At 50.0% G+C, this 12,625-nt stretch carries 12 protein-coding genes; all 12 read right to left on the bottom strand.

Annotated elements, in window-relative coordinates:
• Nucleotides 1–241: 241 nt before the first annotated feature.
• Nucleotides 242–1,900 (bottom strand): hypothetical protein, encoded by a 1,659-nt coding sequence (locus D5270_RS09815; protein ID WP_166543938.1) that lies wholly within the window; start codon nucleotides 1,898–1,900, stop codon nucleotides 242–244.
• Nucleotides 1,901–1,913: 13 nt separating this feature from the next.
• Nucleotides 1,914–2,432 carry an RNA polymerase sigma factor gene (locus tag D5270_RS09810; protein ID WP_166543937.1) on the bottom strand — a complete coding sequence of 173 codons (519 nt, stop codon included), beginning with the start codon at nucleotides 2,430–2,432 and terminating at the stop codon, nucleotides 1,914–1,916.
• 275 nt (nucleotides 2,433–2,707) lie between these two features.
• Nucleotides 2,708–3,805, bottom strand: coding sequence for an FIST signal transduction protein (locus tag D5270_RS09805; RefSeq protein ID WP_166543936.1), 1,098 nt, complete (start codon nucleotides 3,803–3,805; stop codon nucleotides 2,708–2,710).
• Nucleotides 3,806–3,840: 35 nt separating this feature from the next.
• Nucleotides 3,841–4,020, bottom strand: coding sequence for a hypothetical protein (locus D5270_RS09800; protein WP_166543935.1), 180 nt, complete (start codon nucleotides 4,018–4,020; stop codon nucleotides 3,841–3,843).
• Nucleotides 4,021–4,185: 165 nt separating this feature from the next.
• On the bottom strand, nucleotides 4,186–6,738 hold the full coding sequence (locus tag D5270_RS09795) for an ABC transporter permease (protein WP_166543934.1): 2,553 nt from the start codon (nucleotides 6,736–6,738) through the stop codon (nucleotides 4,186–4,188).
• A complete protein-coding gene (locus tag D5270_RS09790) occupies nucleotides 6,735–7,421 on the bottom strand; it encodes an ABC transporter ATP-binding protein (protein ID WP_166544040.1) in 687 nt (228 codons plus the stop codon). The genes D5270_RS09795 and D5270_RS09790 overlap by 4 nt, the downstream gene beginning before the upstream one ends.
• 90 nt (nucleotides 7,422–7,511) lie before the next feature.
• Nucleotides 7,512–8,465, bottom strand: a complete 954-nt coding sequence (locus D5270_RS09785) for a sensor histidine kinase (RefSeq protein WP_166543933.1) — start codon at nucleotides 8,463–8,465, stop codon at nucleotides 7,512–7,514.
• Nucleotides 8,462–9,124, bottom strand: a complete 663-nt coding sequence (locus D5270_RS09780) for a response regulator transcription factor (RefSeq protein ID WP_166543932.1) — start codon at nucleotides 9,122–9,124, stop codon at nucleotides 8,462–8,464. Before D5270_RS09780 ends, D5270_RS09785 begins: the two co-directional genes overlap by 4 nt.
• Before the next feature lie 750 nt (nucleotides 9,125–9,874).
• Nucleotides 9,875–10,231, bottom strand: coding sequence for a hypothetical protein (locus D5270_RS09775; protein WP_166543931.1), 357 nt, complete (start codon nucleotides 10,229–10,231; stop codon nucleotides 9,875–9,877).
• A 262-nt stretch (nucleotides 10,232–10,493) separates the two neighbouring features.
• Nucleotides 10,494–11,333 (bottom strand): hypothetical protein, encoded by an 840-nt coding sequence (locus tag D5270_RS09770; protein WP_166543930.1) that lies wholly within the window; start codon nucleotides 11,331–11,333, stop codon nucleotides 10,494–10,496.
• On the bottom strand, nucleotides 11,330–11,791 hold the full coding sequence (locus D5270_RS09765) for a hypothetical protein (protein ID WP_166543929.1): 462 nt from the start codon (nucleotides 11,789–11,791) through the stop codon (nucleotides 11,330–11,332). Before D5270_RS09765 ends, D5270_RS09770 begins: the two co-directional genes overlap by 4 nt.
• A gap of 84 nt (nucleotides 11,792–11,875) precedes the next feature.
• Nucleotides 11,876–12,625, bottom strand: coding sequence for a DNA-methyltransferase (locus tag D5270_RS09760; protein WP_166543928.1), 750 nt, complete (start codon nucleotides 12,623–12,625; stop codon nucleotides 11,876–11,878).

Raw genomic sequence — 12,625 nt, 5'->3', positions numbered from 1 at the left:
GTGGTTCCCGCAAATGGTGTGACTGCGGAGTGTATTCCGGCATATGGGAGATTGAAGTTAGGCTTATTGTCCTATAACCCTTTTTGTCCTGCAGCGTAGCTTTTGGCAGACCTAAACCTAGTCTGCTCCGCCGGGTGATAGTGTGTATATTCTTATGGAAAAAGAACGATTATCAGCTAAAAATCGCCGATAACCGCCCTTTGCTTTCGTTTAATGCCTAAATTTCATCTTTCTGCATATCTCACCCAGCCTGAGAGCTCACCGCATCATACGAGCTCTCTTTAGTGATGTCGTCCTCAACCTCCGGATGGATGATTCCCGGGTCATTATGCCGCGGCTGGTTCCATTCTATATCCTGTTCCAAAAGCACCTCACCGATATCCCGGTCAATAACCTTTATCAAAGCGGGACGCTCCGTGTCAAGGCCCTGCAGCCGGTCAAAGCTTAGCATATACTGGTTCAAAGGAATATCAGTCACCCACTCTACCGTCCAGCTGCCGTCATTCTGATGGACATATTCCATATAGTGCGGCTCATGGCTCCAGTGAAGTTTGTCATTTTGGGTAACGGCGCTGCCTACCCATTGGCCGTCCTGCCAGAGCTCAACAGTCAGCTCCTGATAGTCAGAGCCGGTCAGCAGCCAAAGGCAGTTTTTCGCCTCGCCGTATTCAAAGTCGGATACCAGCAGACCATCGGTCAGGCTCTCGACATTTTCAGCGCCGCAGACATATCTGGCATAGGGCGGCTCCTTGATATCCTCAGGCGTACCGGCTTCCACTGTGCCCTTCTGGAAGTCCAGAACGAACACCGATATATACTCCCCGGTATCATTCTTGTCCAGCAGGCCCAGCACCACCTTACGGTCCTCGTCCGGCTGCAGGCCGCCCATGAACCAGGTCTGACGCTCGCCGCCACCGGCTAATTCTGCCGTCTTACCGGCGCCTGCATCCCCAAGGCCCCTGCCGTCGTCGAAGCGGATAACACGGAGAGGGTTGTTGTACCGGCCGGACACCTCAAAGGAAAAGATGGAACCTGCGGGGCTTGCCTCTGCGGACAAGAATGTGACGCCGTTTATCTCCAACGGCCCACTAATATTTTGCACGACAGCTTCGTTTTTCTCCACCGCAAAGCTGAGCTGGAAGGGTGTGTTATTTATCATGCGGGTCGGGCCGGCGGCGCCGTCCTCAATGCCCTGGCTGCAAAGTGTAACGTCCAGGCAATCTAAATTCTGATATTTTTCTGGCACCCGAAAGCCCCGCTGGGAGATGTACTTTCCGTCTTCCACCTTCTGCCACCAGCCGCTGGCGGTGGTCTCGGCAAAGCCCTCGGCCGACGCATGGTCACCAGTTTCCTCGTCCCACTGCACCTGGGGGTCGCCATTCAAAAGAACATTATAGTATTTGCCCCAATTATTGCTGTACACGGTATCCGAGCATCCGTCCACTTCCATGATGAGCCCCGCGTAGACGAACACGCCGTCGTAGTAGACCTGGTCAACACTTATGTTGACAGGGCTCTGCCCCAGTCCGCCGGCAGGTACTTGGACGGTGTTCTCTCCGGCGGGCACGGCGTAATTGTTCAGGCTGTTCTGGGCGTCCCTCATGTTGTCCGAGACCGCACCGCGTTTGAAGGCTTCAAACACCCCGCCGATAAAGGGCAGGCTCTCGGCAAAGGCGGGGAAGAGGGCGTTGGTGCCGATAAGCAAGACCATAACAACTGCCACGGCGCTGACGGAGAAGGAGAGCCTTCTCAGGCCGACATGCTTTTTCTTTTGGCAAAGGGGGGCCTGCTCCAGCTCAGCCCAGCTGGTTTCCCGCATTAGCTCCAATGTGCTTTCCAGCAGTTCGGGGCTGGGCGAATTGGCGCTTAGTATCCTTTGAGCAGAATTTTCTATATTCATACTGTACTCCTTTCTATTTCAGTCGTTTTTCCAGAGCAGTTCTGGCCCGGCTCAGACGGATGCGCACGGCATTCGGTGAGCACCCCAGCACTTTAGCAGCTTCTCCAGTGGAAAGTCCGCCGAAGTAGATGAGTTCCAAGACCTCCCGATGTTTTTTCGGCAGGTTCCTTAATTCCATCAGGAGCTCTCTGTCCTCACCAGATGTGAATTCTATCCCTTCGGCAGCTTCCATGGGGAGAGTCTCGTGACGTTTTTTGGTACGCCACAGCATCTTGCAGCAGTAGACCGTCGCCCGGGAAAACCACACCCGGCCCTGCCGCTCATCCTCAAATTTGGGGCGCTTGCGCACATAGCTCAAAAAGATCTCCTGGAAGACATCTTCAGCATCCTCCCGGGTGCCGGTTTTAGCCAAGGCAATGGCGTACACTGTGCGGGAATACACAGTTACCACTTCATCCATAGTAAGGGGGGCGGCATGGGGTTCGTACTGTTGGCCGCTCAGCTCTTTCCCAGCCGTCTGACTTATATCCATATGGGATTCTCCTTTCTTCATGAGGTAAAGAAGTCCTCCGCGCGGTTCACTTATAATACTGCCACAGAGTGTCAAAATATTTCAGGTTTTTTACATGGATATACTTTCTTATATCTATCTTTATAATCATAGGGTCCGTGATTGCAATGTAGTGTCAAACATCCAATGTCACTTTAGGGAAGAAGTCCATACTTCCCGCTTTTAGGGGGGATTCACACACAAAAACAGAGGGAAGCCAAAAAGCTACCCTCTGTTTTTTGTTGTCTTAAAGCTGCTTACTTTATAACCAAAACAGTAGACGTCTCGTTGATATGCCCGAAGAACGCCTCTCCGTTGGTGGAGAAGCCGATACTGGGGTAACGCCCGAAGAGTTCGCAGTAGGGGCCGACAAGATTCTCCTTCTGCATCTCCAGGGTGCGGTACAGGCAGTTGAAGTTGATGAGGCCGGCAGGTTCGTAGGTGATAGCGTCGTCCAGGGCCTTCTTGGTGTCCTCAACAATGTTGCCGATTTCCAGGACGTTAATTTCAGTACCCTCAGGCAGGCCGCAGTGCAGGGTAATGCCGCCGTCCTGTATCTGGTTGAAGGTGCGCACGAAAATCTCGGTGTCCGCCACAACGCCCAGGGGGTTGCTCACAAAGTAATCCTGAATCTTCTCCAGGGGCACGCCAAGGACCTCGGCGTAGACCTCGCCGCAGGGACGTCCGTCAAACTCGTAGAGTATGCGGTTGCGCATATCGGACTTGGTAACCAGTAGCTTGCGCTCGGACAGGATATGGGCGCTCTGGGTCTTGAGTACGTCGTAACCGTTCACGGTCTTGAGCACCGCCAGCACAGCCGCGCCGCTGTAGCTCTTGCCGTTGGCATAGACCAGGGATTCGCCGCTGTCCGCAGCAGAGGAGGAGCCGCCCACAAAGAGCAGGTCGGTTACAGTGCCCAGGCGGTCCATGAATATCTCCTCGGACTTTGCGCTGGATTCAAACATCACAAGGCCCACATAGCTCTCGTAGTTGGCAAGGACCTGGTCCACGCCGCCGAAAAAGCCGTGCATTTCTTCAAGAACGCCTCTCAGGTCCGGGTCGGAGCTTATGTTCTCCACAACGCGTACACAGACGTCCTCAACGCTCCCGCTGTCCATAGCCATAATGCTCACAGCGCCGTCGGTGAAGTCCGAATTGCAGTATTCGCTGTGGGAGGTGGAGCCGATAATCTCAGCGCCGGGGAAAGCCTCCTTCAGCGCCGCCTCGGGATGTACGTATATGCTGGACGCAAAAAATAGCAGCAGCTTCGGCTGAAAGCCCGCCAGAGCTTCAGAAGCCTGACGAGCCATATCCTGGCTGTCTGTTCCTTTAATTAAAACTGTCTTAACTGCCAAATTTCTTCCCGCCTTTCAAAAGTATTTTATATTGCTTAAACCGAAATTCCAAACTCTTTGGCAACCTCGCGTACCTTCAGTATGATTGCCGGGTCGTCAGGAGAGGCCGCAGTGTATTTATCCACGGCGATTCCCTTGAGATACATCTTTGTGCGCACAGAGTTTTCAATGACAAGATTGCCCTTACCCTTCTGGGTAATGACCTGCTGAATCATGTTGTAAACCTGCCCTGCCAATAAATTCACCTTCTCTCTTGAAAAATGCGGTCAATACGCTGCTGATAGCATGAATATTTTAGCATATATGTGTTTTATTGTCAATAAATTTTCCTAAAAGGCACTATATCCAGTGACTGCCGCTGGGGAGGCTTTTGATACCCCCTATTCCTCCCACTTCACCCGCTCCGACAGCGACGCCTTTGTCACAATGCGATAGGAAAGCTCCGCCGCCACAGCGCCTACTACAAACAGCAGGAGCAGGCTCCCTGCCGCCGGCAAAGAAATTGCGGAGATTTTCACGCCGGATACTTTGGTCAGCAACCCGCTTGTCAGCGCTGACCCTGCCACAAAAGCCGCCAGCCCGAAAACGCCGCCCACGCTGTTTTCATATATCAGCATCAAACGGAGCTGTGAGCGGGTCATGCCCACCGTCTCCAGCATAGCGAACTCACGCCGCCGCAGCACCGTGGAGGTGAGGGCGCTGTTCACCATGTTCATCAGCCCGATAAGGAAGATGATGCCGCAAAGGCTGTAGCCGGTAAGCTGGATGGCCCCGAGCCTTTCCTGCAATTCTATCATGTCGGTGAGTCTGCCTCCCACAAGATACTCGAACCTTGTGTCCCCGGAGCCCACGCCGCGCCCCTCAATCAGGGTTTGCGTCTCTTTAAGAAGCGCGTCTGACCTGCCATCTTTCGCGTTCACAAGCACCTTGAACACCGGGGCGTCCGGGAATTCCCTCTCAAAGACGCTCTCGGGCAGCAGGAAAAACATTTCCTCCACGCCGACGGGGTTCGCCATGAGCCTGCCCCCGATAATTTTCCCCAGCGCCGTCCAGATGCCGGAAGGCAGTTCCAGGTGAATGACACTGTAATTCCTGCTAAGGCTGAGCGCGTCCCCGGAGGAAAGGCGCAGATTCATATCTACCGCCTGCTCGTCCCTTTCCAAGGAAACGCACAATACGTGCTTGCCGTCGTACAGTTCCTCTCCGTCATAGTAAGCTGGCTTGAGCCTGTCCTCCTGGGACACCACAATCTCCCGGCAGAGCGCGTCGGGGATGGAGAGCACGGCGGCTTTTACGCTGCCGCTGTCCAGGATGTCCTGGTATTCCTTCCGCACAAAGTCATATTCCGACCCCGCCATAAAGTCCCTGATTTCCTCCGCAAGCCCGGGGGTGATGTCCGCTTCAATCTGCTGGAAGCGCAAAAGCCAGGTTTCCTCCACGTTGCCGGAGCTGGCAAGGCTCTCGATGATATCCGGCTCCACCGCCGCGAATTGTGAGATTTCTGTCAGCTCTTCGGGGATAAGGCCATTGCGGCCCCCGTCCCACAGCCCCAGCTCCACGTCAAACATCCCCAACTGTTTTCCGCCAATCATCGTGTCAATTTCCGTGAACGCACCCACTAATATAAACAGCAGCACGGACACCATCGCCGAAAGGGAAGTGACCAGCATCCGCCCCCAGCTCCGGCGAAGCCCAGCCATAGCCAGGCTTCTGGGAGAGGCGGGAGCCTCCCGGCGCTTTTCCTTTTTGGGAGCTTTGCCATCCGGCTCGGGAGAGATCGACTGTATGGGCGTCATTTTCTTGATACGTACAAGGGGCCGCAGGGCCGAGAAGAACAGGGTAAACAGTGTCAGTCCGGCGCTGATCAGAGAGATAATCGGGCTGAACCGGTTAGGCAGCACCTCCCCGCTCATGCTCATAAATATAGGGGAGAGGAGCTTGAACCCGATAAAATACCCAGCTGCCAGCCCCACTGGAAGCGCCCCGCAGGCAATGAGCCCGGTCTGCATCAGCGTCAGCTTTTTCATCTGCCGATGGGTCATGCCGATGACCTTCAAGAGCCCGAAGGCGCGCATATCCTGGGTCAGCGCGATGGAATAGACGTTGTAGATGAGCAAAAACGCCGCAAGGAACAGCACCCCTATCACCAAGAGTATCATCAGGACAATATCCGGCTGGAGGAGGCTGCCCAGATCCGCGGCGACAAAGGCGTAGTTGATTTGGGTGCGCTGCTCCCCACCGGGGGTCTCCCACTGGGACAGCCGCTCCACGACTGCGTCCAGCCGCCGGTCTATTCCGAAGCTGCTGTGAAACTGCACCACGACGCCCAGCTCCAATTCCTCCGCCACGTGCTCTCCATACAGCGCTACCGCCGGGGGCGGCACGTCCGCCTCGCTGTGGTAGAAGCCGGAGACGGTGTAGGTCCTCTCCAGCGGCTCCTCGACCTTCACGCTCTTAATGAAAAACCTGACCTGGTCGCCAATGGAAAGCGTGGGGAACGTCTCCCGGCAGAGCAAAATCTCATCCGTCCTTTTGGGGAACCGGCCCTCGGTCAGTGTCATGAACAGGTGGGGGAGTACCTTCTCCCGGTCCACAAAGAGCATTCCAAACCCTTGCTCTACGCTGTTCGCCTCCGCCGGTTCCACCCAATGCATAGGCTCAAAGGACATGAGAAATGTCTCCGAAACCTCGGGGGCGCTTTGAATTTCCTCCCGCAAGGCTTCACCGGAGATAGAATATCCCATATCAAAAATGAACGCGTGAATATCGGAGCCGGACGCCAGCATTTTGGAGAGCTGTATGGAATCCAGAGCGCAGTAGGCGAAGCTGATAACTGTCATGTACAGCACCGCCGTGAGCACCACCGCCACGGCAACGAACCCGGTGCGCATCCGGTGGGAGCTTATCTGCAAGCGTGCAAGCCGGAAAATCATCCCGCCACCTCCCCGCTGTCGGAAACGATACGCCCGTCCTCAATGCGTATGCGCCTGGAGGTCATCTGTGCTAGTTCCTCATTATGTGTAATCATCAAAATCGTCTGGGAGAACTCCCGGTTCAGCTTTTCCAAAAGGAGCATGACCTCCAGGCTGGTCTTGCTGTCCAGGTTCCCGGTGGGCTCGTCTGCAAGGATAATATGGGGCTTCGTGGCAAGGGCCCGGGCTATCGCCACCCTCTGCTGCTGTCCGCCGGAGAGCTGGGAGGGCATGGAGTAGCGCTTTTCATAAATTCCAAGGGTGGAGAGCAGCTGCTCTATTTCCTCCCGGCCGGCTTTCAGCTTGTCCAAGCCTATGGGCAGCACGATGTTTTCCCAGACATTCAGGCCTGGAATAAGGTTGTAGCTTTGAAACACAAAGCCGATATAGCGCCGCCGGAAGATGGTGAGGGGGTCGGGGGATAGGGAGTAGAGGTCCGTTCCATCAATAGTTACCGTGCCCTCGGTAGGGACGTCGATACCCCCCAGCAGGTGCAGAAGGGTGCTCTTGCCGCTGCCGCTGGAGCCTACTACGGAGACAAACTCCCCGCGCTCTACGGAAAGGTTTACTCCGTCCAGGGCACGGAGGGCGTTTTCGCCGCTGCCGTAAATTTTTATCAGTTGATTCGTCTGTATGAGCATAATTGCGCTCCTTTCTTTTTAATGCCGTCATTATAGCAGACGAATCTTTCCAGACCGCAACGAAATCTTTCACTTTTGAAAGAATCGCAAAATTTATTCCGCTGGCAGGAAAATGCTGAACCTACACCCCGTGCCTTCCCGGTTCTGGCACAGCACCCGCCCGCTCTGGGCCTGCACAATCATCCGGCAGAGAGTAAGGCCGATTCCAACGCCGGAAGCATTCCGGGTAGTTTTGCCGCGGTAGAACCGCTTCCAGATTTCTGGCAGCTCCTCCTCCGGGATTCCGGGGCCTTCGTCCAGAACGTCCAGCCTGATGTAAGTATCGTATTGCTGCGCCGCGACCATGATTTTTGAGCCATCCGGCGAGTATTTCACGGCGTTATCCAGAATCGTACCCAGCGCTTCGGAAGTCCAGCGCAGGTCAAAGAGTGCGGTGAGACCGTCGGGGATATCTGCGGAGAGAGCAATGCCTTTCCTACAGGCTTCCGGCACAACGGCTGATATTGCCTGGGCCGCCAAAGTTTCCACAGATTCTTTGGCAGGGTGCACATTCTCCTCAATGAGCCCGCCCTCGCACCGGGAGAGCTTTACCAAAGCGTCCAGAAGGAACTGCAGCTTATTTGCCTGCTGAACTATTGCAGCTGATTCAGAGGACGGCGGCAGCAGCTCGGCGTACATCTTTGCGGCTGTCAGAGGCGTTTTGCATTGGTGGGCAATATCGGAGACAAGCGCGGCAAGATTGCGGTAGCTTTCCGCAACACGCCGGTCGCGGGTCTCCTCCTCATTCCGTTTCAGCCGGAGCTGCCGGGCAATGGGCGCGATTTCCTTTTCCGTAACAGTAAAATCATCCTTGCCTTCCAATGCCTTTTGCACATCAGCAAGCAGTTTTTTGCGCTGATTTTTCTCATATAGCGCAAAGCCCGCCGCGAGAAGACAGGCGAGTGTTCCATAGAAGGCAGTGGGCCAAATACTGCCCACATAAAAACTGTTTACAAGGCATAGCGCTGCCGTCAGGACAAGCCATACCATTGCGAAAAGCAAGGTCATTCTCTGTCACCTACCCACATATAACCCAGCCCATAAATAGTGCTGATGCTTTTCTCGCCCAGTCGCCCCCGCAGCCGGCTTACTGCAACGGACAGGGCATTTTCATTAAGCTCCTCGCCGCCATCCCACAGTGCATCCGTCAGCGCCGCCCGGGTGAGCACCTGCCTTGCATTTTTCACCAGCGCCGCCAGCAGCTTGCACTCAGTAGAGCCCAGATACACCCTCTCGCCGTCCACAAAAAAATCCATAGCGGCAAAGTCAAACCGGTACCGCCGGTCTAAATATAAATCGGCGCGCTTTTCTGTACGCTCAAGCAGGGCGGCAATGCGCTCCCGGAGTACCATCAGAGAGAAGGGCTTTTTGACATAATCGCAGGCCCCCGCACGGAAGGCAGCTACCTCGTCAATCTCTGAGTCCCGCACTGTGAGAAATATGACCGGCACCGAGGTCTTCTGCATAATCTCCCGGCAGAAATCAATGCCGTTCCCGTCTGGCAGATTGCAGTCGAGAAGCAGCAGGTCAAACCGTTCTGCTGCTAAATGCCGCCCGGCAGAGGCCAGATTCCCGGCGCTTACGGTTTCTAATGTATCAGATGAAAGCGAACGGCATAGGCCGGTGCGGATGGCATCGTCGTCTTCTACTATCAGGAGCCTTTTCATTGGTATTTCCTCCTTGCCTTTTGCGTCGTGGTACAATATTATTATAGCTATTCGGGGTGATAAAAGCAATGGGGAGGGGAGATTCTGTGGTTTGGTATGCAGTTTTATATGAAGGAGGAATGTGACAAGTGAAACTGGATTTACTTGGAAAACGCCGGTGTCCCATGGGTGAAAGCAATTCCAGAAATCAGATAATATAAAAGCCTATACCGACAGCCATCGGTATAGGCTTTTATGATATGGACTTTATCTGCAAACCACCAGACAAATGGAATGATAAGGGTGGTGCTTGTAGTAGGGCAATGTGATTTATCCTGTAAGGGGCAAAGCAGTTTATCCACCCGGCCCCTAGGCCAGACTGACCCTACTCCATGGTGATATAGTGCAGAATGTTCCTAAAATCCTTGTGTTAGGCAGTAAAAGGATAGTATAGAGGACAAAAATAAGAGACCCTACGTCGTTAGACGCAAGGTCTTACTTTTCTATGGCGTAGGCTAAGTGTTAATGCCCTTTACAGAATAAATCACATTGCCATACGACAGCAAATCATTTGAACTCGGCGTGTTTTTTGTTATTATTAACTATGCTTGTTTAAGCCTTATGCAAATATACGCCCCCTTTTTACTTCAATTACATCATTTATTCTGGCTTACTGATTTCCTGTTGCCAAAATGTTGCCACGCACAAACAAGAAAATATCAATTCGTTGCTCTCTACTATTATAATCAACAAAGTGGAATTTATCTATAATTACTTTCCTAATGTAATTCTGAATCTACAGCTTTCCCCACCCATTCGAACTGTTTGGATTGTTTCGACTGTAAGCTCACTATTAGGGAGTAACTGTGAATACAAATAGATTATGGCTTGTCTTGAACACTCACATTTATCTTTGCTATCATCATTCTGCCAGCATATACATCTGGGATATCCTGTTTCGTAAATATGTCCTGGTTCAATTATTCTTCTATAAAAATCTTTATCGCCTGTATCCCTAGAAAACAACAAGTCAAAATCTTGATTACACTCATCAAATTGTTTCTTATATTGCTTCAATGTGTCTCCACCAACACAATTGATAGCGCATTGCTTATAGTTGATATCCATTTGTCTCTCCTCCAAATTCCGATTTGTTTATTGACATACGACATTTATCATTACTCGAACTCGACAAAGCCTAACGCATTTTGTTTAGGTACTATTCTCTGTCGTGTTTTCAGTTCTTTTGATTATTTGATGTATCCATATTATCCTGCCTATATGAGCTAATGTTATCATTTTGTTATCGGCATTGATAACACTAACTCTGAAACTGCGGATAATAGCTACATGTTTCGTGTTAAATCATAAATGCATTTCTCAAACTTTTTTATTTAATAAAATTTTCAACCTGTTGCAGTAACATATTCCAATCTGTTCCCGTAACTGCTCCAGCGGCAAGTGTCACTGCAAGTTTCATAGAAAAATCGCCTGCAAACTTTTTTATTCCTGCAAGAGCCTTTCCTATACGGTTTTTTTTCGGAACATCGCTTTTCAACTGCTCCTGAATCATTTCCAAATCATCTTTCACATTCTCGATTTCTTCCGAGTCAACTCCCTGCACCTCAGGAAGTGATGCAAGCAATTTGTCAATCAAAGTAATCATAGAACTTGTATCATTTGTAGTGTTGTAAGTATTTATTACTCCACTATTCTGTTGGCTTGCCGAACCATTAACAGTTTCAATATTTTGAATATATGTATTTCCACTCATAGTTTTTTCCTCCTCATCACAAACAATCATTTCCATCGAAAGACAGTCATTTATGAAATCTATAAGAGGTTTAAACGCCATATCAAGGAAACTTTGAATATTATCATTTATTTTTCTACTTGACCAACAATATCGCATTGACTGTCCACGCACATTTATCTTATCCCCATTGTTTATAAACAAAAGATAATCATACTGTGCCTTAATATGACACGCTTCATCTTCAGGCGGATTAAAATCCGCCCACCCTGAACAGCCTATGGCGTAGCATTTCTTAAAATCATAATCGACACCCGAGATTTTATCTTTAATAAATCCTGATATTAACTCATTTCCATCTATAAATTTGAGGAAACGAGAAAGATTTATATCTGCCGTGTCATCAGTGCTATTGAGCAGATTACTTGATAACCTGCGAAATTCTAAACTCAGTTTTCTTAATTCTAATCTGTTCATATATCCACCCCGCAATACGGACAAAATATCTTTGCCGCTCCAGCACAATAAAGCACCTTAACTCTGCGACCACAACATGAACAAGTAAACTCTGTTTCCGTGGTATCCTTATCCTTCAATTCTTTTGTTGCAACCTTTTTCAATGGCTTAAAATCCATTTTTATCAAGCCCTTTGAGCGATTAACCGACCTCTGCATTTTCTTGAATGACTTATTTAATTCCTCCACCATATGGTTATAAGCTATCGCTTGTGCCTGCTCAATTACATCTGATGACAGAAATTCATTTTTCTCTTTTGCCAAACCGCAGTATGGGCAAAACAGTTCTTCAAAAGGTTCATCGTCATTCTGATATTCTCCAGCTTGCAGCTTAAATTCCGAGTCACAATAGGGACATTCAAAGGTTACATATCCTTCGCTATCTCCCTGAATAGTTATTGTGAAATTTTCTGTTGACATATCATATCCCGCCCCGCTCTCAAATTTTAATAATGATAATCTGTGGTTATAGTTATCTATCCAAGCTCTGATACGAACATCGAATCAAGTCACAATTCTATTAACGCCCATTCTTTTTTCAATCATTTGAATATAGTCTTCGTTCATATCACAGACAATACTTTTCATTCCATGCTTCTTGGCACAAGCTGCAGTTGTTCCCGAGCCTGCCATAGGATCAAAAACAATATCTCCTTTTTGATTGGCCATCAAAAGAAGTTTATCGAATACAGCTTCAGGCTTTTGAGAAGGATGACCAGTTCGTTCTTTTTTACCAACAAACCCGATAATAAGAGGTGCTTCAATTACGCTTGGTGGTCCAGGCACAAAACGCATTTTTCCAGATTCAAATTTTTCTTTCTGCTCATCGTTCAAGAAATGTTCAGGATGCAATTTGTGGCCTTTACGCATGAACTGTAAACAGGCATTTTGACTTGATCTCCATCCTCTAATAACTGATGGGCAGTTCTTGTAATACCATGTCAACCATGCAGCCATGTAAAACCCGCTTGGTGCATATCTAACATAAGGACCAATGATTTCAGGGAACCCCCACAAATACATTAAATCGCTTATTTCACCAGTTTGGTTTAATAATCTTGTGATAAAGTCGTCATATTCACTCGTAGGCAATTCTCCACCAAATCCTTTATTGTACCAGGGGTCAAGCATAGTACAATTGACACATATATCAGTTTCTTTTAATATTGCAATAGATTCAAACACATCCATAGGCGGAAGAATAGCAACTCCATCAGTATCAAGGGCATGTTTGATTTTTTCAGATATAGTCAT

Source organism: Acutalibacter sp. 1XD8-36 (assembly GCF_009917525.1).
Lineage (GTDB): Bacteria > Bacillota > Clostridia > Oscillospirales > Acutalibacteraceae > Acutalibacter.
This window is presented reverse-complemented; position numbering and strand designations above follow the sequence as displayed.